We start from the raw sequence: 23580 nt of genomic DNA on the forward strand, positions 1-23580 counted from the left end.
CGGTTGAAACCATGGAGTTTCAATGATCAAACCAGCTAAGTCTGCTGAACTTAATGCACTTCATCAGCGGTTTGTTGCAGCTCATGTTTATCTCTTAATGAAGCCAGCCAGCGACAGAAAACATAAAAGACCGGGGTAAATATCAGTCCGAAGAAGGTCACACCAAGCATACCAAAAAATACTGCCGTTCCTAAGGCCTGACGCATTTCGGCGCCAGCACCAGAGGCCAGTACCAATGGTACCACGCCTAGAATAAAGGCAAAGGACGTCATCAGAATAGGACGCAGACGAGTACGTGCTGCTTCAACCGCAGCATCCAGGCGACTCAGACCACGATCTTCAGCTTGCTTGGCAAACTCAACAATCAATATCGCATTTTTTGACGCCAAACCAATCAACACCACAAAACCAATCTGCACCAGAATGTTGTTATCCATACCGCGCAAACTCACCCCAAGTATCGCGGCCAGTAAACACATCGGTACAATCAATACTACTGCAAGGGGCAATAACCAGCTTTCATATAATGCTGCCAGCAGCAGAAATACAAACACAACCGCTAGTGAAAAGCTGAGAAATGCTGTGTCGCCGGCTAACTTCTCCTGCAAGGCCAGCTCAGTCCATTCAAAACTGATTCCTTCAGGCAAAGTATCGCTCAATAGTTCTTCCACAATCGCAAGCGATTCACCACTGGAATAACCCGGTGCGGTATTGCCCTGTACTTCAATCGCAGGGTACAGATTGTAGTGCGGCAGACGTATTGGCCCCGTGATATTTTCAAACGTAGCTATAGTCCCGATGGGCACCATCGCACCATTATCAGAGCGGGTGCGTAATTTACCGATATCTTCAATCTCATCACGGTAAGAACCATCTGCCTGCGCCACCACTCGATAAGTCCGATTCAAGAAGTTAAAATCGTTGACGTAACGTGAGCCAAGATAGATTTCCAAGGTATCGATAACATTACCAACCGGAACATTAAGCATTTCCGCACGTGTTCGATCGATATCAGCGTAAATTCTGGGAGTTCCAGAGTTAAAGAAGGTAAATACTGCTGATAAACCATCGGTTTGATTCGCTGCGCCAATCACCTCATTGGTGACAGCCTGTAACCTTTCCAAACCAAGCCCACCGCGATCCTGAACATACAGTTTCCAACCGCCGGAGTTTCCCATCCCACGCACCGGAGGTGGCCTGATAGCAAAAGCCATCGCCGCATCTACCTGCGACAAGGCCTGTTGTGACCCTGCCACAATATCGTCGATGGTAATGCCTGCGGCAATGCGGTCTTCAAACGAATCCAACGGTGTAAAGATAACCGCTGAGTTAGACGCATTGGTAAAAGTAGGTCCATCCAGACCGACAAACAAAACAGCATGCGCAACACCGGGAACATCTCTTAAACGTGCCGAAGCTTCGCGTGCTGCAGCATCCGTTCTTTCCAGCGTGGCGCCAGGGGGTAACTGCAGGACATTGATCAAATAACCTTGATCCTGTTCAGGAATAAACCCTGTTGGTACTTTATTGAACTGATAGCCAGTCAACATGATTAAGCCGACGTAAATCAGCAGCATAACCGCCATCATGCGTAACAACTTGCGTGTCATTGCCGAGTAACGATCACCCATCCACTCAAAGGCACGATTAAAGCCATTACCAAAGGCACGAAATGGATAACTGATCTTGCCCCAAATACCACTGGGCTCATGGCCTTCCATATGTGGCTTTAATAACAACGCTGATAAAGCTGGAGATAACGTTAAAGAAACAATCAGCGAAATAATGGTTGCTGTGGCAATGGTCAAGGCAAACTGCTGATAAAACGCTCCGGAAATACCTGTGATAAAGGCCGTCGGAATAAATACGGCAGTCAATACGATGGCAATAGCCACCAAGGCTCCACCGACCTCATCCATGGTTTTATGTGCCGCTTCACGAGGGCTGAATCCATCTCGTATATAACGTTCTACGTTTTCAACCACAACAATGGCGTCATCCACCACAATACCAATGGCCAGCACCAAACCAAACAACGACAAGTTATTTAATGACACTCCGAGCATTGACATGACGGCAAACGTACCAATCAGTGACACTGGAATAGCCAAAATAGGAATAATCGAAGCTCGCCAGCTTTGCAGGAACAACATCACTACCAAAATAACCAGAAGGATGGCTTCTAAAATGGTGTGATAAATCTTCTCGATGGATTTGGCGATAAATTCGGTTGGATCGTAAATGATCTGGTATTCGACGCCATAAGGCATACTTTGAGCAATATCTTTCATCTCTGCTCGTAACGCCTGAGCAGTCTCCAAGGCATTGGAACCCGGGCGTTGGAAGATAACGACCGGCAAAGCCAGATTGTCATCCAGATAACCGATATTATTGTAGTCCTGAGCTGCCAGCTCGACTCTGGCTAAATCCCGTAACCTGACGGTCCGGCCATCAGTGCCACGTTTTACAATGATATTGCCGAATTCTTCTTCTTCCAGCAGTCGGCCCTGCGTTTCCACACTCAACTCAAAACCGCCTTTGGTTTCAATCGGTTCCCTGTTGATAGTACCGGCAGCAATCTGGGTGTTGTTCTCACGTAAAGCGGCTACCACTTCATTCGCTGTTAAACCAAACGCCTGAGCACGTTCCGGATCAATCCAGATCCGCATTGCATAAGCCCGCTCTGCAACAATCCGCGCCTCACCTACTCCGTCTATACGTGCCAATCGGTCGACTACCTGGGTTCTGGCATAATTTGAAACATAGAGGTTATCGCGACTGCCATCTGAAGACAGAATATGGATAACCATCATCAAATCAGGTGAGTTTTTACGAATATCGATACCTTGTCGAGTCACTTCCTCTGGAAGTAAAGGTTCGGCAATGGCAATGCGGTTTTGCACCAGCACCTGCGCTGTATCCAAATCGGTACCCGGCTTGAACGTAATATTCAGTGAGGTGCGGCCATCTGAGGTATTTTCAGATTTCATGTAGAGCATGTTCTCTACACCATTGATCTGCTGTTCCAATACTGTCGCTACAGTATTACCAGCGGTTTCGGCTGTTGCACCGGGATAGGTAGCAGTGACCGCGATACTGGGCGGCGCAATTTCAGGGTACTGTGCAACAGGCAAATTGCTGTAGGCAATAGTGCCCACGAGGACAATCAGGACCGAAATAACGGTCGCGAAAATAGGTCTTTCAACAAAGAAATGGGTGAACTTCATGAGTCTTGTCCGTCATCATTAGCCTGTTCATCAGCTTGATATGAAACAGCATTCACTTTGGTACCCGGACGAGCTCTCAGCAAGCCTTCAACAATAATTCGATCTGATACAGTTAATCCACTTCTGATTACCCGCATATCTCCCTGCAATGTGCCAAGCTCAACAGGTTTAGGAATGACTTTTCCTTCGTCATCCACCGTCATCACCACTTTGGCAGCCTGATCAGTAACAATCGCTTTATCCGGAATCAGCATCGCTTCTGCATTTTGACTGGTCGGCAAACGCAAGCGGGCAAAAAGTCCCGGACGTAAAACACCATCGGCATTGTCTACTACCACACGCATTCTCAGGGTACCGGTATTTTCGTCCAGCCGGTTATCAACGAAATCGATGCGACCTTCACGCGTCCAGTCCTTTTCATCAATTAATTTGAGTTCTGTTGGCATGGTTCTGCCATTAATCAGTTGCTCCTGCCCCTCAGGTAAGCGAATCAACTCCAGGTATTCTGTTTCTGATACATCAAACACAAAATGTAGTGGATCTAAAGAGACAATTGTTGTCAAAACCTGACCGGTATCACCACTACCGATTAAATTACCAACATCAACACGGCGATTTGAAATCCGTCCACTTACCGGAGCAGTAATTTTGGCGTACTCTAAATCCAGCCTGGCTGTTTTCAGGGCAGCAGCAGCGGATGCCACATTGGCATTAGCTTCCTGAAAACGTGCACGACGCGTATCAACCTCTTCCTGAGAAATCGCACTCTGGGTTAATAAACGTTCACCCCGTTTGGTATCCAGTTCAGCCAATTTCAGTTGACTGTCCATTCGTGACAACTCCGCTTCAGCTCTGGCCACCGCCGCTTCATAAGGTCTAGGATCAATTTCAAATAATAAGTCGCCCTTTTCTACCATCTGACCATCGTCGAAATGCACTTTATCCAGATAGCCTGTAACTCTGGCGCGCAATTCAACCATCTCAACGGCTTCAAAACGGCCGGTAAATTCTTTCCACTCTGTCAACGTGCGGACTTCAGGTTCCACCACCTGAACCCTGGGAAGGTTTTGTTCAGCGCTGACGGAATGAGACAGAAGGCTTAACGAGAAAAAAGCGGTGATTGCCAAAGCCCGCAGATAGCCGGGTTTCGCATCAAATGAGTTATCGCGCATGACAGGTCCTTTGTTAATCGCTGATAAAAGCGAGTGGAATAGACTATAATTCTTTCTAGAAAGGTTTCCAGAAAGATTAATGCAAGATTCTTTTACGTGCAAGTTAATTTTTTTGTCATAATTCTGTCATCTCGGGAGGACATCACTTGGCAGATCGAATATTAAATATTGAAGAAATACTAGAGCAGATGCGTTGTTGCTGGAAAGGGGATATTGCCGCAGCTGAAACAGTCAAACGTCTGTTTCGTGCCCGCGAATTGTTCTTTTCTGATGCAAAAATTGTGATGGAGCAATTTAATCTGAGTGTCGGTGAGTTCGATGCTCTGGCATCACTACGCCTGCAAGGCGCTCCTTACGAGCAAACACCATCTAATATCTGTCAGGCCAATATGGTGAGCTCAGGCGGGTTAACCAAAGTGCTCAACAGTCTGGAAAAAAACGGCTTAATCAATCGTCGCCAATGTGCGGATGATCAGCGTAGCCGCTTGGTGAAACTGACCGATAAAGGGAAAAAGCTGATTGATGAAGCGTTAGAGATTGTTCTCACAAGGCATGAAAAGCAGCTCAGTGATGCATTAAGCAGCGACGAACGTGAGACGCTCAATAAACTGTTAATGAAATTGAATCAGGCAGGAATTCGTTAATTCAGGAAGATTTCATAAAATTAAAATAAAGGCCCCACGGTGGCGTTACGAACGGGGTTCTTGAACCTGTTGGTTCAAGTGGGAAACCGCATGGGGATGGCAAACTTCCCGTCGGAGCGGGCTTGTTTTTCAACCCCGTAAATTTGGTTTCCTAAAGCATTTGCTTATCGGCTCAAGACAACACATGTCGCTATCGCTCACCGCAGGGTTAGTTAAATGATACGCAACTTTAACCGTCAAGTCGTCAGAAATTTATAATTCCAACTGCCTATCTTCGTTAATAAATGCACTAACCCGCTCTTTAAGCAGAGAAATTTTTTCATTCACTTTTTTGATGTCCTGGCTTTCATCCTGTTGCAGGGTGAGCAATTCATGCGCAATATTTAAAGCCGCCATTACTGCAATCCGATCAACACCCACTACCTTACCGGTGTTACGGATTTTTTCCATGTTCTGATGCACCATGCGCGCAGAGGCAATTAGCGCATCCTGTTGATCTTCTGGACAGGCAACTTGATAATCTTTACCAAGGATTGTGACGTGAACAGGTACGGTCATAGTTCTTCATCCAGCTGCTTCAGACGGTTAACCATATTCTCGATGCGGGTACGGGCAATTTCAGTTTTTTCAACCAATTGCGCGCGCTCACTAAGCCAGGCTGCCTGCTGAGAACGAAGTAACATATTTTCTTCACGCAAGCGTCTGCTGGCCCGTAGCAGCTCATCCAGCTGCTGTTCCAATTGTTGAATCGGGTTTTTATCCATTAATATGCGTCTTGGCTATGCGAGAATAATGGCTAACTATAGACGTGCCCTGTTGACCCGGTCAACAATTGCATGATGTGTTTTTTAATTTCAGGTTGTATCTCTATGTCTCAATTATATTTTCCATCCCTGTCACCGGAAAACGTGACCGCTGATGGTCCTGCCAGCACAGCCGAGTTGCAGGGCGCATTATGCGGTTTGTTGTGTATGAATTCTCAGGCCAATCGTAATACCTGGTATAGCGATTTATTTGAGGACTACCACCCTGGCGAAGAAGAAAAACAAAACCTGCTGGGTCTGTTTGACGAAACGATGCAGTCCCTTAACAGCCTTGATTTCGATTTTCAGTTGGAACTGCCGGATGATGACGCGCCGTTGGGCTCACGGCTTGCTGCTTTAAGCGATTGGTCTCAGGGTCTGGTTTACGGGTTGGGTGTTTCTGGTCTGACCAACGAAACTGAACTGCCGGCAGATTGTCAGGAATATCTGACAGATGTGTTACAAATCAGTCAGGTTGATGATATTGAATTGCAGCCCAGTGACGATGACGATAATAACTACGAAGAATTAGTGGAATATCTCCGAATGGGCCTGTTCCTGCTTTATGGTGAGTTAAATCCGACGACTCCCGAAGACAAGATAATTGAGCATTAATGACTAAAAAAGAATTCGCCAAACGGCGCCAGAGATTGATGGAAATCATGGGTCCGGACAGTATTGCCGTGTTACCGAACGCCGTGGTTCATCCACGTAACCGCGATGTCGATTTTCCATTTCGCAGTGACAGTAATTTTCATTACCTGTGTGGTTTTGATGAGCCAGAGTCAGTCTTGGTATTGATCCCGGGACGGGAACACGGCGAATTCATCCTGTTCTGCCGGGAACGCGATCTCGATAAGGAAATCTGGGATGGTTATCGTGCCGGTCAGGAAGGTGCCATTGCGTTATATGACGCAGATGATTCTTACCCTATCGCCGATCTGGATGATATTTTGCCGGGCTTGATGGAAGACAAGGAAAAAGTCTATTACACCATGGGCAACCAGCCTGCATTTGATCAGCATATGGTCGGCTGGCTAAATCATCTTCGTCAGGCCTCCCGCTCCGGCAAACACTCACCTACTGAAATCATCGAACTGGAACATTGCCTCAATGAGTTACGACTGTTTAAGAGCAGCCAGGAAGTCAAGAACATGCGCTATGCGGCCGAGGCGTCAACCAAAGCGCATATCCGGGCGATGCAGTTCACTGAACCGGGTAAGTTCGAATATGAAGTCGAAGCGGAACTGATTCATGAATTTATGAAACATGGCTGCCGCAGTCCGGCCTACCCTTCTATTGTCGGTGGCGGTGAAAATGCCTGCATTCTGCATTACATCGAAAACAACAGTAAATTGAAAAACAATGATCTGTTGTTAATTGATGCCGGTGCCGAATACCAATGTTATGCCGCAGATATCACTCGGACCTTCCCGGTGAATGGCAAATTTACGCCGGCCCAGCGGGAGTTGTATCAAATCGTGCTGGATGCGCAATATGCCGCTATTGAGGCAGTCAAACCCGGAAACCACTGGAATCAACCGCACGAAGTGGCTGTGCAGGTTCTCACGGAAGGCCTGGTCAAACTTGGTTTGCTGCAGGGAAATGTTGATCAGTTAATTGAGGATCAGGCTTATCGTGAATTCTATATGCACCGTACCGGCCACTGGCTGGGAATGGATGTGCATGATGTCGGCGATTATAAAATTGGTGATACTTGGCGCTTATTGGAGCCCGGCATGGTGCTGACCGTCGAGCCTGGTTTGTATATTCGCGATCCGGAGCATATTGATAAAAAATGGCATTTCACTGGGATTCGTATTGAAGATGATGTGCTGGTGACCAAAGAGGGTCACGAAGTATTATCTGCTGGCGCGCCGAAAGAAATTAACGATATTGAAGCCCTGATGGCTGGAGGTCACTAATATCGTGAAAACCGATTTTGATTTACTGATAGTTGGCGCGGGCATGGTAGGCTCGAGCTTGGCCCTTGCACTACAAAATATCGGTTTACGCATTGCTTTGGTAGAAGCTCAGGATCTGCTGGAGCATCATCAACCCGGTTTTGATGATCGCGGTATTGCCTTGTCTTATGGCTCCCAACGCATTTTTGAAACCATGCAACTTTGGTCTCAACTGGCTGATAAAGCCACGCCGATTCACGGCATTCATATTTCAGATCGGGGGCATTTTGGCGTAACACGTCTTAATGCCCAAACAGAAAAAGTGCCGGCATTAGGTCAGGTGATGACTGCAAAACATCTGGGTATTCAATTAAATCAGGCATTACAGCAACACCCAACGCTAAGCATTCTGACACCGATTCACGTTAACAGCCTGGAGCAAAACGCGACATCGGTCAGTGTAAATTTATCTGATGGCCAGCAACTCACAACCAGATTACTGGTCGGTGCCGATGGCCAATTTTCCACCATTCGCAACCTGTTGGGTTTAACCAGTTGGCAGCGTGAATATCAACAAACCGCCATCACTGCAAATGTAATACCTGAACGAGCCCATCAAAACTGGGCTTACGAACGATTTACTGAACATGGCCCGTTAGCCTTATTGCCGATGTCCGAGGGTCGTTGCAGTTTGGTATGGACGGTGAAAACAGGTGAAGAACAGGCCCTGTTATTAAGTAACGAACAGCAATTTGCTGAACAGCTGCAAAAAGCCTTTGGCTACCGGCTCGGACATTTTGAAAAAATCGGTCAGCGAAGCAGCTACCCATTAGGATTAATGCAAACCAATCAGCCTGTCCAAAATCGAGTCGTGTTAATTGGCAATGCAGCTCACAGTCTGCACCCCATTGCCGGGCAGGGCTTTAATCTTGGATTACGTGATGCAGCGGTCCTGGCAGAGTTGATCGCCGCCCGTCCTGAAGACTGTGGTCATGCCAGTCTGTTACAGGATTATTCCAACTGGCAGCAACAGGATCAGGATAAAGTGGTCAATGCTACGGATTTCCTTGTGAATACCTTCAGCAATAACCATTTTCTGCTTGGACATGGTCGTTCGCTCAGTCTTGCGTTACTTAATGGACTGCCGAGATTAAAAAATCAGCTGGCTAAAACAAGCATGGGACTTAGCGGAAAACAGTCCAGACTTAGTCGGGGACTGCCATTATGAAAAACCACTATGAGGTAATTATTGTCGGTGGTGGCATGGTCGGCGCCACCTTTGCCCTGTTACTGGCAAAGCAAACTGATTTAAAGATTGCCTTAGTTGAAGCGCATCAAACAGAACAACTGGCGGTTGATGATGCTCCATCGCAACGTGTCAGTGCGATTAACCCTTCAAGCCAGCGAATCCTGACAGAGATAAATGTTTGGCAAAATCTGTATACCTCTCGACTGGGTCCCTTTGAAAAAATGCAGGTTTGGGAGACAGCCGATAGTGTTCTGCAATTCTCGGCAGCTGAAATCGGCATCGACTATCTTGGCCATATTGTTGAAAATCAGCTTATTCAGCATCAGGCAATCGCTTTAGCCGCCAACCATCAGCAAATTGATTTAATCTGTCCCGAAAATCCACAACATTATCAGACTGGTCAAATCACTCTGAAAAATGGCAAAGTTTTAACCGCTGACCTCATTGTAGCTGCCGATGGATCACATTCCTTATTACGCGAGCAAGCCGGTATTAACAGCCGGGGCTGGGCTTACCACCAACATGGCCTGGTCGCGACAATACATACTGAACAGCCGCATCAGAAAACCGCCTGGCAGCGTTTTTTACCCGGTGGCCCACTCGCCTTTTTACCATTAAATGATACACATTTGTGCTCGATCGTCTGGTCCTTACCAACTGAGCAGGCAGAACAACTTAAAGCGCTCAACAAAAACAGTTTTGAATTGAGACTGGCTGAAGCATTTGATCATCAACTGGGCAAAGTTGAGCTGGTTTCTGAACGAGCCAGCTTCCCGCTGGCATTAGCGCATGCCCGAGAATATGTGAAACCCGGGTTTGCCTTACTGGGTGATGCGGCGCACACCATTCACCCATTAGCCGGACAAGGTGTGAATATAGGTCTGCAGGATGCCAGGGCGTTGGCAGAAACCCTTGCCTGGGCAGTACAGCATCAACGTCAGATTGGCAGTTTGCATACGTTAAAAAAATATCAACGCCGTCGTTTAGCGGAAAATCTGCTGATGCAGTTCAGTATGGATGGTTTTCATCGACTGTTTACCCAGTCTGCTACACCTGTCAGCTGGTTGAGAACAGCCGGAATGAAGCAGGTCAACAAATCTCAGTGGTTGAAAAAACGTATTATGCTGCAGGCGATTGGCGCAAAATAAGTTGTCAGATGGGTAAAAACATCATCGAGGCCGCTTGCACCACCACCGTTTTTACTAATCGGCCGTTTTTCTGTGCAATGATGGCGGAAATATTATCCTGAGTCGCGATCATGCCACCAATAATACGTTGAAAACTCAAGTTCCTGGACTCATCCTGCAGGCTGTCACTGAGTAATAACCGCTTACCTTTTGCATCACGCTTTTCCGCCAGCATCCACGCCGCAATTTCGATATTTCGTGCGCTGTTATAAAGTTTTTGCTGATCAATAGATGACAGATAATAAAATTCTGACTGATTGTTGTACGACGCCATTAACATCCGCCGCATGCCCACAGTAAAGGCCAGTACTCTGTCTCCATCATAATCATCCGTCAGAGCCAGACGTATAATCTCGGTCGGTTCAAACCCATCCCATTTGGCAAAACCGACATCCGCCGGATACATAAATAATCTGGCTACGCTGTCTTCCAGTGTGCGCATATGACGATCATGACGCTGATTGGGATTGCGTTGATAAAGTTTGATAGTTAACGTTTTCAAATCCTGCATAACCCGTTGCTGATGCAGTTCGATCACATCATCAATGTTACTTTTGGCAAAGCTGGAAAGGTTGGGTGGACCGTCACTCGAATTGGCCGCGCAAGCTGAAAATAAACCGAAAACACTGCAAAGCAGGACAAGCTTAAGCCATTGCATCAAATAATCTCTCCTGAGTCGGAACATCCCTAAGGGCCTCAACCTGCAAGTAGGCCTGTACTTGGGCTGGCAATCTGTTCTGGACAGTATCCTCACGCTCAGTTTCACGATTAGTCAGACTGAAATTACGAATATAACGTGCTTGTTGACTATCATTTTCATTGGTTACCCCAATGACCGGACGGCTGATAACAGGCTGGCGATTTACATTATTGAAATCAGATTGTTTATCCAGCCCCACTGGGAGTCGAACAGACGACTCATCCGGTGGTTTTGTCGGAGTAAAAAGTACCGGTAGGTTACTATTGATTTGCATCCGAAGTTACCGGTTTATTGTGGCCATTATTACGCTTGCCGTCGCGTGGACGATTGTTATGGCTTTTATCTCCACGAGCTTTATTTTTATGGCGTGGGGCCGGATTTCGTTCAGCTTTGATTCTGGGCTGAGGTGTTTCCAACTGCTCATCAGTGCTTTGCGCTACTGGCAATTTATGTTTGATATAGTGCTCTATATCTGGCAACGAAAACGCATATTCCTCACAGGCCAGACTAATGGCGATACCACTGGCACCCGCCCGCGCAGTTCTCCCCGTACGATGCACATAGTCTTCAGCATCCTGCGGTAAATCAAAGTTGAACACATGACTGACTTCAGGAATATGTAACCCACGAGCGGCCACATCGGTTGCCACCAGATACGGAAACTCACCATCCTGGAAATGTTTTAACAGGCTTTCACGTTTTTTCTGCGGTACATCGCCAGATAATAAAGCGGCTTTGTAGCCGTTACCTTCCAGATAGCCCCATACCCGCTCGGCGACTTGTTTTGTGTTGACAAAAACAATGCTACGGACTGGTTGAATTCGCTTTATTAATGCCAGCAGTAACGGTATTTTTTCTTCATTTGAAGGGTAATAAACCCATTCTTCAATCCGATCACCCATCATTTTTTCCGGCTCGACCTGCACTTTCTCCGGATTATTCATATGTTCGTAAGCCAGCTCAGTCACTTTATAACTAAGTGTGGCAGAAAAGAGCATGCCTAAACGCTTTTCAGGACTGGGTAAGCGGCGCAGGAAAAATCTCACGTCTTTAATAAAGCCCAGATCAAACATTCGGTCTGCTTCATCCAGCACCACTGCTTCAATTTTATTAAGGTTAAACACCCGTTGTTTATGGAAATCCAGCAGACGTCCCGGTGTACCAATCAAAACATCACAACCGTCATCGATTGCATCACGTTGACGTTGATAATCTTTACCGCCATGCGCGATCACAATGCGCAATCCGGCATGACTGTTTAGTAATTCAGCATCTTTTACAATCTGAATTGCCAATTCCCGAGTGGGTGCCAATATTAACGCGCGAGGTTGCTTTGAAGTCGATTTTTGCGCATCCTGATTCGCTAATAAGCGTTGAAATGTGGCTAATAAAAAGGCGATGGTTTTTCCGGTGCCTGTTTGTGCCTGACCCGCGACATCGTGGTTTGCCAGCAATAAAGGTAAAGACTGAGCCTGAATTGGCGTGCAAAATTCAAAACCGGCTTGCTGCAAGCCTTTCTGCAGGAGCGGATGGAGTGGCAGCGATGAAAATGCCGTGTCGGTGAGGTGAGCACTCATATAAATACTTGCATTACCTTTACTGATAAGAAAAAATGTTACTCAATGTTGGCTTGCGAGTATAGCGGTCCAATACTTTAGATACCACTGGAGATAAAACATGAGCGAAAACGTCACAAATGTGACCGATGGCGACTTTGACAGCCTGGTTCTACAGTCTGATATGCCTGTATTGGTTGATTACTGGGCTGAATGGTGCGGTCCATGCAAAATGATTGCGCCGGTGCTGGAAGAAATTGGCGCTGAATATGCAGGAAAATTGAAAGTCTGCAAACTGAACATCGATGAAAATCCAGATACCCCACCTCGTTATGGTATTCGTGGTATCCCGACATTGATGCTGTTTAAAGATGGTGAAGTGGAAGCCACTAAAGTCGGCGCTTTGACCAAATCACAATTGGCTGCGTTTCTCGACAGCAACATCTAAATCCATAATGCAATGCTATCCCCACTATCTGTGGGGATAGTTGTATCTATAGATGCCTTAACCCACTGCATCGCATATTATTTCCAGCTGATGCTTTTCCGGGCCACCACTCCGAAATGTTACGAAACTAATGGATGTATCTGAACTACTTGATGATCTGAACAAACCACAACGTGAAGCTGTTGCCGCACCGCTGGGGCATACGCGCATTCTTGCTGGTGCAGGAAGTGGTAAAACACGTGTTCTGGTACATCGAATTGCCTGGCTGATTCAGGCAGAAGCCTTATCACCGGCAAACATCCTTGCTGTTACTTTCACCAATAAAGCTGCCGCAGAAATGCGTGGGCGTATTGAACAGATGCTCGGCTATCCTATTGGCGGTATGTGGGTTGGTACCTTCCATGGTCTGGCGCACCGCTTACTGCGTTCCCATTGGCAAGAGGCTGGGTTGCCGCAAGGTTTCCAGATCCTCGACAGCGATGATCAATTACGCATGATCAAACGCATTATCCGTGGCATGTCACTGGACGAAGCTCAGTGGCCCCCCAAGCAGGCTCAGTGGTATATCAACGGCCAGAAAGATGAAGGTCTTCGTGCCGCACATCTGCAAGCCGGGGAAGATCCCTATTCACAAAACATGCTGGCAATTTATCTGGCTTATGAGCAAGCCTGTGAACGTGCCGGAGTGGTCGATTTTGGCGAGTTACTGCTGCGCAGCCATGAATTGTGGCTGAAACGCCCTGATATTCTGGCGCATTATCAACAACGTTTTTCGCAGATCTTGGTCGATGAGTTTCAGGATACCAATACCATTCAGTATGCCTGGATAAGAGTGCTGGCCGGTCAAACTGGACATCTGTTTATTGTCGGTGACGATGATCAGTCAATTTACGGCTGGCGCGGCGCCAAAATCGAGAATATCCAGAAATTTCATAAAGATTATCCCGATGCTAGCACCGTAAGGTTGGAGCAAAACTATCGTTCTACCGGCAATATTTTGGCCGTCGCCAATGCGGTTATCGCGAATAACAGTGAACGTCTTGGCAAGGAGCTGTGGACCGAAGATGCCGATGGTGAGCCTATCCAGCTTTATAACGCTTATAACGAACGCGATGAAGCCGCCTACCTGGTGCAGGAAGTACGTAACTGGATGAATCAGGGTGGTCAGCGCAGTGATGTTGCCGTGCTGTATCGTTCCAACGCTCAGTCACGGGTCATTGAAGAAGCCTTGATGCAGTCGGCTGTGCCCTATCGGGTTTATGGCGGTCTACGGTTCTTTGAACGTGCTGAAATCAAGGATGTATTGTCATATCTCAGGCTAATCAGTAATCGACGTGATGATGCGGCATTTGAACGGGTAGTGAACACGCCTACCAGAGGTATTGGAGCAGCAACATTAACCCAGTTGCGTCAACATGCCCGCGAAACCAACCAGACCATGTGGCAATCTGCCGTGGATTTTCTGCAGCAAAAAATATTACCTGCACGCGCAGCCAATGCTTTGTCGGCTTTTCTGACATTGATCGATTCATTAACACCAGAAGACGACACTATGTCGTTACATGAGCTCACGGCATTAGTGATTGATGAAAGTGGGCTACGCACGCACTTCGCCAAGGATAAAACCGAAAAAGGTCAGGGTCGTATTGAAAACATGGACGAACTGATTAATGCCAGCCGGGAATTTATGCGCGCTGACGATGAAGAAGAGATGCCGTTACTGGATGCTTTTCTTGCGCACGCCGCTTTGGAAGCTGGCGAAAATCAGGGTGATCAATGGCAGGATTGCGTGCAGTTAATGACCCTGCATTCCGCCAAAGGTCTGGAATTTCCCATCGTCTTTATGGTGGGGATGGAAGAAGGCCTTTTCCCCGGCCAGAAATCAGCGGATGACCCACTGCGGCTGGCTGAAGAGCGCCGTCTTTGTTATGTCGGCATGACCCGGGCCCGTAAAACACTCTATCTGTTGTATACCGAATCACGCTATTTGTATGGGCAGGAAATGCATCCCCGCCCTTCGCGCTTTTTAAGTGAAATCCCTGCTGAACGAGTTCATCAGGTACGTTCTCCACAGAATATGGCTGCGTCGGGTCTGACGGCACTTGCCAGTCGATCACAATCAGCTGATGATAACGGTTTCAGAACCGGGCAACAGGTGATGCATCAGAAATTTGGGCAAGGGGTGATTATTGACACTGAAGGCAATGGCAGTCACGCTCGGGTCCATGTGAATTTCAAACAAGCCGGAAGTAAATGGCTGGTCTTGGCCTATGCCAAACTTGAAACCTTGTAATTCAGGAAAACGATAATGCATTTATCCGTATTTATACGACGCGTGGCATTGCTGGTAAGCATCTGCTTACTCTCCGCCTGTGGTCCTGATGACACTGGCCCGTTCAAAGAAGAAATTGATACCAGTAAAATCTATCGATGGAAAATGGTGACCGCCTGGCCACCAGGTTTCCCAGTGCTTCAGGAAGGGGCTGAACGCTTTGCTGCCAATCTGGAAGCCATGTCCAATGGTCGCCTCAAGGTTAAAGTATTTGCCGGTGGTGAATTGATTCCGGCTTTGCAGACTTTTGACGCCGTTTCCCAGGGGACCGTTGAAATGGGCCATGGCAGCGCCTATTACTGGGCAGGTAAAGTCCCTGAAGCACAGTTTTTCTCTACCGTCCCATTTGGCATGACCCCACGAGGCATGAATGCCTGGTTATATCATGGTGGTGGACTGGATTTATGGCGTGAAGTCTATGAGCCCTACAATATTGTGCCTTTTCCGTTAGGCAATACCGGCATTCAAATGGGGGGTTGGTTTAATAAAGAAATCAATTCGATGGAGGATTTGCAAGGCTTAAAAATGCGTATCCCCGGCTTAGGAGGCAAAGTTTTCGCCAAAGCCGGTGGTAATCCCATTTTGCTTGCTGGCAGCGAAGTTTATACCGCGCTGGAACGCAATACCATTGACGCCACTGAGTGGATTGCGCCCTACCACGATCAGCGTCTGGGTCTGCATCGCGCAGCCAAATTTTATTATTATCCGGGCTGGCAGGAACCAGGCGCTGTGCTGGAGCTCAGCATCAATAAACGTGCCTGGGATTTATTGCCACCTGATTTGCAAGCTATTATCGAAAATGCAGCTAAAGCAGAAAATCTGTTAATGGCATCTGAAATGGAACAGAAGAATGTGGCTGCACTGGCAGAGTTACGCGAGCGCGAAGACATCAATATCGTTCCCTTCCCAGCGGATGTATTGAACACACTCAAACAAATTACTGAACAGACTCTGGCAGAAGAAGCTGCTGACAATCCCAAATTCAATCGTGTTCATCAAGCCTATAAAAACTTCCGTGAACAAGATGAAGATTGGGCGACTATTTCTGAAAAAGCCTATTTGGATATCCCATAAACATGGTACTTATTATTTTTACTCGTGAGGGTCTGGAAGCTTTTCAGGCTGAAATCAGTGATGATATTTCGGCGATCTGGCATAACCCTAAACTGCTGACAGAAGCTGAAATCGATCAATTTAAAAGCCAAGGCATCAATTGTGTTGAATTGCCGCAGATGATTGATGTTGAAAATAATAAGTCGACATTGTGGGCTTTGGAATATGTCGAGAAAAACAGCCAGGATCAGGAGATTATGATTGAGTGCCCTTAATAAAATGCTAAATTTTGGCCTGACTTTACTGCTAAGTCTGGCTTTAGCCTCTACTCTCCACGCCAGCGAATGGGATCAGGCTCGTCTACAATTGGAAAAACTACAAACGATTACCGTATACCGTGACGCCAATTGTCAGTGCTGCCATAAATGGATTGAGCATCTCGAAAAACATCAATTTGAGGTGATTGATGAGATCAGTAATGATATGGCGACAATTAAACAAAAACTGGGCGTGCCCAATAACATGGCCTCCTGTCATACTGCCGTTATTAATGATTATGTGATCGAAGGGCATGTGCCGGCTGATGATATTAAGCAATTACTGATCGATCAACCTGCTCATATCGAAGGTTTGTCGGTTCCGCAGATGCCAGTCGGCACACCAGGCATGGAAATGGGCTCACGCAAGGATCATTTTATCGTCTTCAGTTTTGATCAGGATGCCCAATACCAGATGTTTAATGCTTATCAAACCAACGCTGAAAATAATTATCTGCCATTAAACTCTGCTGAGTAATGGAACTACTGATCGTCCTTGGGCGGGTATTTTCCTCCGCCGCGGCTAACGTTTTCCAAAAACAGTTTACTCACAAAGGTCTGCATTCACTGTTTATTGTGATGCTGTCCTATCTCGTTCTGGCCTGCATCAGTCTGCCATTATTAATACTGGTGGAATATAACGCTATTGATCATAGCTTCTGGATCAATATTTTACTGGCTGCCCTGCTGGATATGGCGGGCACCTTATTTCTGGTTTTGTCATTATCCAAAACCGATTTATCTGTTTTCGGCCCGCTTAACGCTTATAAAGTTGTAATTTCAATGATCCTCGCGCTGATCTTTCTGGGCGAAGTACCCAGTTTTCAGGGGCTCAGCGGCGTTATAATCATTCTGCTTGGCAGTTTTTTGTTATTCCCACCCGCTACAACAGCATCTGCAAACCGACTGTCGCAATTATTCATGCAACGCGGCGTGCAATATCGATTTTTATCCATATTGTTATTTTCCATTGGCACCTTGCCGCTTAAAAATGCCGTATTGAGTGGGGGTGCTTTGGCAACCACCGTGTATTGGTGTTTATTTGGCCTGCCATTATCGATTGGTCTGTATTACTGGTTTGGTGGCAAACGCTGGCAAATGGATTGGCAAGCAGCCAGAGAACATCGGAGTCATTTTCTGTGGCTAGGTGGTTTTATTTTTTTGATGCAATACACCACCATGCTGATTTTTTCGCAATTACTGGTGGCCTATTCGCTGGCGTTATTCCAACTCAGTATGGTGTTACAGGTGTTTCTCGGCTACCGGATTTTTCATGAAAAACATATTATTCGCCGATTAGCGGCCTGCGTGGTGATGATTGCTGGCTGTTTGCTGGTGTTAACGACCTAGGGCTTGTTCAGAGTTACTTTTCATAGTGTGTTATATTGCCCGCCACTTCTTTGCCTGTTGTGATCCCGCAGGCGCTTTCGACTGATAAGATAAACACCATGACATTTGACGATTTATTCCTTGATGATGAATTGATTGCTGCTGTGCGCGACAGTGGTTTTGAAAAACCGACTGAGGTCCAGCAATTGGCGATCCCAGCATTATTGGCCGGTCAGGACGTATTGGCCTGTGCCGCTACCGGTACCGGGAAAACTGCGGCCTTTATCCTACCAATCCTGCAACGCCTCAATGATGAACGCCATAAACACGATCAGGCTCGTATTCTGATCCTCGCTCCCACCCGCGAACTGGCATTTCAGATCCAGCATGTGTTTCATCAACTCGGTAAAGCCTTTAAACCAACCATCGCCATGTTGACCGGCGGTGCCTCGCCCTGGGCACAGGTCCAGCATGCTACTGCTCAATGCGACATTATTATCGCTACGCCCGGTCGTCTGTTAAGTCTGGTGAATGATGAATCAGTCGATTTATCAGCAGTTGAACTGGTCATTATTGACGAAGCCGATCGCATGCTCGATATGGGACAGGGACCGGATGTGCTGATGGCGCTCGCTGCGATTAAATCCAAATTCCAGGCCGGACTGTTCTCGGCAACCTTGGCAGGCAGTGGTGTCAGAATTTTTGCTGACGAATTGCTTACCGACCCGCAGGAAATTCATATTAATGCGGCCAATCAACTGGCAGAGAATGTTACTCAGCAGGTTTACCTGGCTGATAACCGTGAACATAAACAGGCTTTATTACTGGCATTTATCAACGCACCGGCCTGCCAACGCGCCTTAGTATTCTGTAATAAAAAAATTCGTGCTGAAGAAGTCTGCGACTGGTTACAGTCACAGAATATCTCTGCTCAGCTGTTACATGGTGATTTTGATCAATCTGTACGCCGTGAACGGATTCGTAAATTCCGCGCCGGCCAAATCAAGGTCACGGTAGCCACCGATGTTGCTGCCCGGGGTCTGGATGTAGCGGATATTACTCATGTCATAAACTACGATCTGCCATTTCGCGGTGATAACTATATTCATCGTATTGGCCGTACCGGTCGGGCAGATAAACATGGCACAGCGATTAATCTGGTCGAACCGCATGATATAAAAAATCTGGAACGCATTGAATATCACCTTGGCCACGGCTTGCCCATCCGTAAATTGAAGGGGCTTGCGCCTAAGGCCAAGGCTAACAAGGCACGCTCTAAAAGCAAGGAAGATAAGCCGCGTTATATTCCCAAAAAAGATCGTGCCGTTAAAGACGATTAACCGGTATTACGCATTCCCTGTGAAATAGCACTGATGCTGCGCAACAACGGATCGCGCCATTTGGCCGTTTCCGCATCACTGTAGTCGCCATGCCGATAACGTTTCAATAACAGTAATTGGATATGATTCAGAGGATCCAGATAAGCCTGCCTTCTTCGTAAAGACAAGGCTAATTGCGGATTTTCTGCCATTAGCGTCTCAGCTCCTGTCAGCTGTAATAATTGACTGGCTGTTTGCTGATATTCAGTACGTATAACAGAAAGTACCTGTTGCGCCTGCAGTTTATCGATACACAAATCTGCATATTCTGCCGCGATATCCATATCGGCCTTGGAAAGAGACATCTGTGTATTACTGACCATTGCCCGGAAAAACGGCCATTCAAAATACATTTTTTGCAGTATTTGACGTCTTTCAGGATCGTCAGAAATCCACGTGGCAATCGCACTGCCAACTCCATACCAGCCTGGCAGGGTATGTCTTGATTGTGCCCAGGCAAACACCCAGCCAATTGCTCTGACGGAGGACTTGGATCGATCGGCGATCTTACGATGTGAAGGCCGTGAGCCAATATTCATCAAACCGATTTCACTGATTGGACAGGCTTCGTAGAAATAGTCGAGAAAGCCGGGTGTCTGCTCAGTCAATTGGCGATATTGTTGTTCACCCAACTGTGCCAATTGCTGCATGATAGAAAGGTATTCGGGTTTTTCCTGAGCCGAATCAGTTACCAGTCCCCTGCTGGCTTTAATCAATGCTGAGACCCCCATACCTAATTCATAGGCCGCGGTTTCAGTATTACCGTATTTAAATGACAGCACTTCGCCCTGTTCGGTAAATTTGATCTGACCGTGTACTGTATCGACCGGTTGAGCCAGAATCGCATCATGCGTCGGGCCACCGCCACGGCCGATTGTGCCACCACGCCCATGAAACATCCGGCAGCCAATCGCATATTGTTCTGACAGTCGACTGACGGTTTTCTGCGCCTGATATAAATTCCATGCTGATGCCAGAATGCCACCATCCTTACAGGAATCCGAATAGCCCAGCATGACTTCCTGCATATTGCCGGAAGTACTCAGCAAGGTGCGGTACTGACTGTTCTCCAGCAAAGCAGACATTACCGGCTCGATATGTTCCAAATCCTCAATGGTTTCGAATAATGGTGCTACCCGGATATGGCAAAACCAGCCATGTTCATCCTGGCCGATTAAGTCGGCAAACCGGGCCAGCAGCATCACTTCCAGAATATGGCTGGCCTGATGGGTCATGGAAATCACATAATTACCAAATGCTTTTTCACTGACCTCTACCCGCAGTCGGGCGATTAATCTGAATACATTGAGAATTTCCAGCGAGTCTGGCTGCAAATCGCCGTAAATTTCTGGCAATCTTGGGGCCGCCAGTAAATCCGTTAACAACGTCTGACGCTCGGCTTCATCCATTTGCAGATAATGGCGATTGAGGCCGGTAAGCGCTAATATCTCGCCCACCGCATCGGTATGCTTTGACGATTCCTGACGGATATCGAGATTATAAAGATAAAACCCAAAGGTTTTGACCAGCCGAATCAGATCAGTGAGTTCCGCGGCAGCTATCGCGATATCACCATTATCCACCAGTGATTTATGTATCAGATACAAATCTGCCAGAAATTCATCTTCGTTATGATAAGCCACTCCGAGACTTTCAATTTGCAGATCCGGGCGGAAGAATTCTTCCAGAACCGCCAGATTATCTTTGAGCCGATAGCGCATCATATAAAGCTTGCGTCGGTATGGCTCATTAATAAACCGTTGCGGATTGGTTGAAAATGCTCCGGCAAAACGTTGTTCGCTCTGTTCGATATCGGTAGCCAGATCAGTATTGATCTCGCAGAGTGGCTGCGACTGCGTCAGAATAAAACTGAGTTTGGTCACATCTTCCAGATAACGTCGAATTACCGTGCGCTTTTGCAGCGCTATCGCCATTTCCGTTGTTTGTGCAGTGACAAATGGATTGCCATCACGGTCGCCACCAATCCATGAACCAAAACGTAAATAATCCGGCACCACAATCGGTGTTTCCGGATCCAGTTCATCACCATAAACCCGTCGCAGAGCATTCTCAAAGTTACGATAAGTGCGTGGCACCGCATCAAACAGACTGACATTGAAATAATACAAGCCGTTTTTGATTTCATCGCGTACCGATGGTTTAACCGCTCTTACTTCATCAGTTGACCAGAGCAGCTGGATTTGACGTTTCAACTGGTTACGAATCTGCTGTTGATCAAACGGTGTTATGAGACCTTCAGTCAGTTTCTCATCAAGCAAAAACACACGACGTAACATTTCCATCACGGTGCGTCGTTTGGATTCTGTCGGATGGGCGGTAAATACCGGCATAAAGACCAGTTTTTCCAGCAAATCCTGTAACTGTTTGACTAACACTCCTTCATTTTTGAACTGAGTCAGAGTATCCAGAAACGAACCATGCCAGAGATTTCCGCCGTTGCGCAGCTGAATTTGTCGATTGTGGTGGTGATAGGCTTCTTCAGCAGTGTTGACCAGACTGAAATACAGATTAAAAGCGCGGATAACTTCACGTAATGTCAGTTCATCCAACGATTCAATTTTATCCTTGAGAGTTTGACGCAGCTCGACATCATCTTCCTTACGCAGTCGGATAAATCCTTTGCGTAACTGCTCAATCACCTGATAAACCTCAGGCCCGGACTGTTCAGCGATGACTTCGCCCAATAAATTCACCAGAAAACGGACGTGTGAACGTAAATCTTTGTCCGTAAGTAATTCAAGCGCCACAGCGCTACTGAAATCAACTTGCCGTGTTGTCATGAGTTATCCACTAATTGCTGATAAAGGTGCAAATAGGCTTGCGCGCTATTTATCCAACTAAAATCCTGCACCATTGCAGTCAGCATCATCCGTCGCCATAACCGGGGATGTGAAAATAATTCATTTACTTTTAACAGAGTATCGTACAAATCCTTGACAGTGGGCTTGGTAAATTTAAAGCCTGTTGCCAACATCTGCTTACGATTTTCTTCGCTAGCATCGACTACTGTGTCGGCCAGGCCACCGGTGTTTCTGACGACAGGTAACGTACCATAGCGCAGGCTATACATTTGGTTTAACCCACAGGGCTCAAATCGTGATGGCATCAAAAACGCATCAACACCCGCCTCAATTTTATGCGCCAATGCTTCATCATAACCAAATTGAATACCCACCCTGTCAGGAAATCTGGCGCGTAGAACACGCAAATCCTGTTCAAATCCGGCTTCGCCACTTCCCAGACAAACCAATTGGATGTCTTTGCCTTCTGCCAGCAGACGATGAATCGCATCAATCGTGAGATCAACACCTTTTTGCGACACCAGCCGACTAATCATGCCAAACATCAATGTTTCAGCTGATTCGGGAAGAAAGAAATGTTGCTGCAATGCTTTTTTATTGAGCGATTTGGGTCGCAGATTTTTAATACTGTAATGATGGCTGATGAATTTATCGGTTTGCGGATTCCATTCCTGAGTATCAATACCATTCACGATACCACTGAGTCGTGATTGTTCTGAACGCAAGGCCAGTAAACCTTCCAGGCCATAACCGTATTCGTAATGACAGATTTCCTGCGCATAGGTGGGACTGACGCTGGTGATGTGGTCAGCATAAACCAGGCCACCTTTCATAAACGACATCATGCCGTAAAATTCAATGCCCTCAATCTGCCATAACGCTTCAGGCAAATCGAGCATCTCAAAGACTTCACGGGAAAACACCCCCTGGTAGGCCATGTTGTGAATGGTGAAAACAGTAGCCGGGCGCGGCTTTTCCAAACTGAGTAACGCCGGGATCAGACCTGTCTGCCAGTCATTACAGTGCACTACATCAGGTTGCCAGTCTAATCCTGCCTGATTAGTGGCTACTGCTACAACTGCGCGGCAAAATAACGCAAAACGCGCCGCATTATCTGCCCAGTCTCCCCCTTGTGTATCGCAATAAGGTCCGCCATCACGATCAAAATGTTCAGGAGAATCCACCAGCAAAACGGCAACATCACTCTCCGGTAATTGTGCTTGCAAAAGATGGATAGGCTGATGATAGCCCTCCAGTTTTACCGTGGCAATCAGCGGACATTCGCCTAATTGCTGCAGTGTGGCACGATATGCCGGCATGATAATACGAATATCCTGCTGCATCTGTGAAAGGGCCAATGGCAGACTGGCTGAGACATCCGCCAACCCACCAGTTTTTATCAACGGATGCACTTCACTGCTGGCAAACAGAATTTTTCGCACTATGCTCTCCCAAAAT

21 protein-coding genes and 1 other RNA gene are annotated in these 23580 nt (G+C 46.9%); 12 read left to right on the forward strand and 10 right to left on the reverse strand.

What is annotated here, in order from left to right:
• Positions 1-50: 50 nt before the first annotated feature.
• Positions 51-3227, reverse strand: coding sequence for an efflux RND transporter permease subunit (locus tag Q7A_RS12880; protein ID WP_014708047.1), 3177 nt, complete (start codon positions 3225-3227; stop codon positions 51-53).
• Complete coding sequence (locus Q7A_RS12885; protein WP_014708048.1) at positions 3224-4399, reverse strand: efflux RND transporter periplasmic adaptor subunit; 1176 nt, start codon at positions 4397-4399, stop codon at positions 3224-3226. The genes Q7A_RS12880 and Q7A_RS12885 overlap by 4 nt, the downstream gene beginning before the upstream one ends.
• Positions 4400-4545: 146 nt before the next feature.
• On the opposite strand from Q7A_RS12885, the gene Q7A_RS12890 reads away from it, so the two are divergent.
• On the forward strand, positions 4546-5043 hold the full coding sequence (locus tag Q7A_RS12890) for a MarR family winged helix-turn-helix transcriptional regulator (RefSeq protein WP_014708049.1): 498 nt from the start codon (positions 4546-4548) through the stop codon (positions 5041-5043).
• A 27-nt stretch (positions 5044-5070) separates the two neighbouring features.
• Here Q7A_RS12890 and ssrS read toward each other — a convergent pair.
• From ssrS to Q7A_RS12905, 3 genes are all read right to left on the reverse strand, one after another.
• A non-coding RNA gene (gene ssrS, locus Q7A_RS12895) (6S RNA) lies at positions 5071-5255 on the reverse strand.
• A 40-nt stretch (positions 5256-5295) separates the two neighbouring features.
• Positions 5296-5601 (reverse strand): cell division protein ZapA, encoded by a 306-nt coding sequence (locus Q7A_RS12900; RefSeq protein ID WP_014708050.1) that lies wholly within the window; start codon positions 5599-5601, stop codon positions 5296-5298.
• A complete protein-coding gene (locus Q7A_RS12905; RefSeq protein WP_014708051.1) occupies positions 5598-5807 on the reverse strand; it encodes a TIGR02449 family protein in 210 nt (69 codons plus the stop codon). The genes Q7A_RS12900 and Q7A_RS12905 overlap by 4 nt, the downstream gene beginning before the upstream one ends.
• Positions 5808-5912: 105 nt before the next feature.
• On the opposite strand from Q7A_RS12905, the gene Q7A_RS12910 reads away from it, so the two are divergent.
• From Q7A_RS12910 to Q7A_RS12925, 4 genes are read left to right on the forward strand one after another with little or no spacing between them, the layout of a single operon-like run.
• Positions 5913-6461, forward strand: a complete 549-nt coding sequence (locus Q7A_RS12910) for a UPF0149 family protein (protein WP_014708052.1) — start codon at positions 5913-5915, stop codon at positions 6459-6461.
• Positions 6461-7771, forward strand: coding sequence for a Xaa-Pro aminopeptidase (gene pepP, locus Q7A_RS12915; RefSeq protein ID WP_014708053.1), 1311 nt, complete (start codon positions 6461-6463; stop codon positions 7769-7771). Before Q7A_RS12910 ends, pepP begins: the two co-directional genes overlap by 1 nt.
• Positions 7772-7775: 4 nt before the next feature.
• The gene (ubiH, locus tag Q7A_RS12920) at positions 7776-8978 is read left to right on the forward strand and encodes a 2-octaprenyl-6-methoxyphenyl hydroxylase (protein WP_014708054.1); all 1203 of its coding nucleotides are present in this window, start codon (positions 7776-7778) and stop codon (positions 8976-8978) included.
• A complete protein-coding gene (locus Q7A_RS12925; protein WP_014708055.1) occupies positions 8975-10147 on the forward strand; it encodes a UbiH/UbiF/VisC/COQ6 family ubiquinone biosynthesis hydroxylase in 1173 nt (390 codons plus the stop codon). The genes ubiH and Q7A_RS12925 overlap by 4 nt, the downstream gene beginning before the upstream one ends.
• Before the next feature lie 4 nt (positions 10148-10151).
• Here the strand turns inward: Q7A_RS12925 and Q7A_RS12930 are convergent, their stop codons facing one another.
• From Q7A_RS12930 to rhlB, 3 genes are read right to left on the reverse strand one after another with little or no spacing between them, the layout of a single operon-like run.
• Positions 10152-10844 (reverse strand): hypothetical protein, encoded by a 693-nt coding sequence (locus tag Q7A_RS12930; protein ID WP_014708056.1) that lies wholly within the window; start codon positions 10842-10844, stop codon positions 10152-10154.
• On the reverse strand, positions 10831-11160 hold the full coding sequence (locus Q7A_RS12935) for a hypothetical protein (RefSeq protein ID WP_041354708.1): 330 nt from the start codon (positions 11158-11160) through the stop codon (positions 10831-10833). The genes Q7A_RS12930 and Q7A_RS12935 overlap by 14 nt, the downstream gene beginning before the upstream one ends.
• A complete protein-coding gene (gene rhlB, locus Q7A_RS12940; protein WP_014708058.1) occupies positions 11147-12463 on the reverse strand; it encodes an ATP-dependent RNA helicase RhlB in 1317 nt (438 codons plus the stop codon). Before rhlB ends, Q7A_RS12935 begins: the two co-directional genes overlap by 14 nt.
• 100 nt (positions 12464-12563) lie before the next feature.
• Between rhlB and trxA the strand changes: the two genes are divergently transcribed.
• The 7 genes from trxA (at position 12564) to Q7A_RS12975 (ending at position 19261) form a co-directional block, all read left to right on the forward strand.
• Positions 12564-12890, forward strand: a complete 327-nt coding sequence (gene trxA, locus Q7A_RS12945; RefSeq protein WP_014708059.1) for a thioredoxin TrxA — start codon at positions 12564-12566, stop codon at positions 12888-12890.
• A 130-nt stretch (positions 12891-13020) separates the two neighbouring features.
• Positions 13021-15183: a DNA helicase II gene (uvrD, locus tag Q7A_RS12950; protein ID WP_014708060.1), complete on the forward strand. Its 2163-nt coding sequence runs from the start codon at positions 13021-13023 to the stop codon at positions 15181-15183.
• Positions 15184-15198: 15 nt separating this feature from the next.
• Positions 15199-16296 (forward strand): TRAP transporter substrate-binding protein, encoded by a 1098-nt coding sequence (locus Q7A_RS12955; protein WP_014708061.1) that lies wholly within the window; start codon positions 15199-15201, stop codon positions 16294-16296.
• Between the two features lie 2 nt (positions 16297-16298).
• Positions 16299-16550, forward strand: coding sequence for a hypothetical protein (locus Q7A_RS12960; protein WP_014708062.1), 252 nt, complete (start codon positions 16299-16301; stop codon positions 16548-16550).
• Entirely contained in the window at positions 16537-17070 is a 534-nt protein-coding gene (locus tag Q7A_RS12965) for a DUF411 domain-containing protein (protein ID WP_014708063.1), read from the forward strand. Before Q7A_RS12960 ends, Q7A_RS12965 begins: the two co-directional genes overlap by 14 nt.
• Positions 17070-17942 carry an EamA family transporter gene (locus tag Q7A_RS12970; RefSeq protein ID WP_014708064.1) on the forward strand — a complete coding sequence of 291 codons (873 nt, stop codon included), beginning with the start codon at positions 17070-17072 and terminating at the stop codon, positions 17940-17942. Before Q7A_RS12965 ends, Q7A_RS12970 begins: the two co-directional genes overlap by 1 nt.
• Positions 17943-18040: 98 nt before the next feature.
• Positions 18041-19261, forward strand: coding sequence for a DEAD/DEAH box helicase (locus tag Q7A_RS12975; protein ID WP_089418547.1), 1221 nt, complete (start codon positions 18041-18043; stop codon positions 19259-19261).
• On the opposite strand, the gene ppc is transcribed toward Q7A_RS12975, so the two are convergent.
• Together ppc and glgA are read right to left on the reverse strand one after the other, a co-directional pair.
• Positions 19258-22101: a phosphoenolpyruvate carboxylase gene (gene ppc / locus Q7A_RS12980; protein WP_014708067.1), complete on the reverse strand. Its 2844-nt coding sequence runs from the start codon at positions 22099-22101 to the stop codon at positions 19258-19260. The two genes, Q7A_RS12975 and ppc, sit on opposite strands and share 4 nt — an antisense overlap.
• Complete coding sequence (glgA, locus tag Q7A_RS12985; protein WP_014708068.1) at positions 22098-23564, reverse strand: glycogen synthase GlgA; 1467 nt, start codon at positions 23562-23564, stop codon at positions 22098-22100. Before glgA ends, ppc begins: the two co-directional genes overlap by 4 nt.
• Positions 23565-23580: the final 16 nt, after the last annotated feature.

The sequence above is a fragment of the Methylophaga nitratireducenticrescens genome, from assembly GCF_000260985.4.
Lineage (GTDB): Bacteria > Pseudomonadota > Gammaproteobacteria > Nitrosococcales > Methylophagaceae > Methylophaga > Methylophaga nitratireducenticrescens.

Coding starts and splice junctions, on each gene's coding strand:
- Q7A_RS12880 (WP_014708047.1), bottom strand. CDS start 3,227: ATGAAGTTCACCCATTTCTTTGTTGAAAGACCTATTTTCGCGACCGTT.
- Q7A_RS12885 (WP_014708048.1), bottom strand. CDS start 4,399: ATGCGCGATAACTCATTTGATGCGAAACCCGGCTATCTGCGGGCTTTG.
- Q7A_RS12900 (WP_014708050.1), bottom strand. CDS start 5,601: ATGACCGTACCTGTTCACGTCACAATCCTTGGTAAAGATTATCAAGTT.
- Q7A_RS12905 (WP_014708051.1), bottom strand. CDS start 5,807: ATGGATAAAAACCCGATTCAACAATTGGAACAGCAGCTGGATGAGCTG.
- Q7A_RS12910 (WP_014708052.1), top strand. CDS start 5,913: ATGTCTCAATTATATTTTCCATCCCTGTCACCGGAAAACGTGACCGCT.
- pepP (WP_014708053.1), top strand. CDS start 6,461: ATGACTAAAAAAGAATTCGCCAAACGGCGCCAGAGATTGATGGAAATC.
- Q7A_RS12925 (WP_014708055.1), top strand. CDS start 8,975: ATGAAAAACCACTATGAGGTAATTATTGTCGGTGGTGGCATGGTCGGC.
- Q7A_RS12930 (WP_014708056.1), bottom strand. CDS start 10,844: ATGCAATGGCTTAAGCTTGTCCTGCTTTGCAGTGTTTTCGGTTTATTT.
- Q7A_RS12935 (WP_041354708.1), bottom strand. CDS start 11,160: ATGCAAATCAATAGTAACCTACCGGTACTTTTTACTCCGACAAAACCA.
- rhlB (WP_014708058.1), bottom strand. CDS start 12,463: ATGAGTGCTCACCTCACCGACACGGCATTTTCATCGCTGCCACTCCAT.
- trxA (WP_014708059.1), top strand. CDS start 12,564: ATGAGCGAAAACGTCACAAATGTGACCGATGGCGACTTTGACAGCCTG.
- uvrD (WP_014708060.1), top strand. CDS start 13,021: ATGGATGTATCTGAACTACTTGATGATCTGAACAAACCACAACGTGAA.
- Q7A_RS12955 (WP_014708061.1), top strand. CDS start 15,199: ATGCATTTATCCGTATTTATACGACGCGTGGCATTGCTGGTAAGCATC.
- Q7A_RS12960 (WP_014708062.1), top strand. CDS start 16,299: ATGGTACTTATTATTTTTACTCGTGAGGGTCTGGAAGCTTTTCAGGCT.
- Q7A_RS12970 (WP_014708064.1), top strand. CDS start 17,070: ATGGAACTACTGATCGTCCTTGGGCGGGTATTTTCCTCCGCCGCGGCT.
- Q7A_RS12975 (WP_089418547.1), top strand. CDS start 18,041: ATGACATTTGACGATTTATTCCTTGATGATGAATTGATTGCTGCTGTG.
- ppc (WP_014708067.1), bottom strand. CDS start 22,101: ATGACAACACGGCAAGTTGATTTCAGTAGCGCTGTGGCGCTTGAATTA.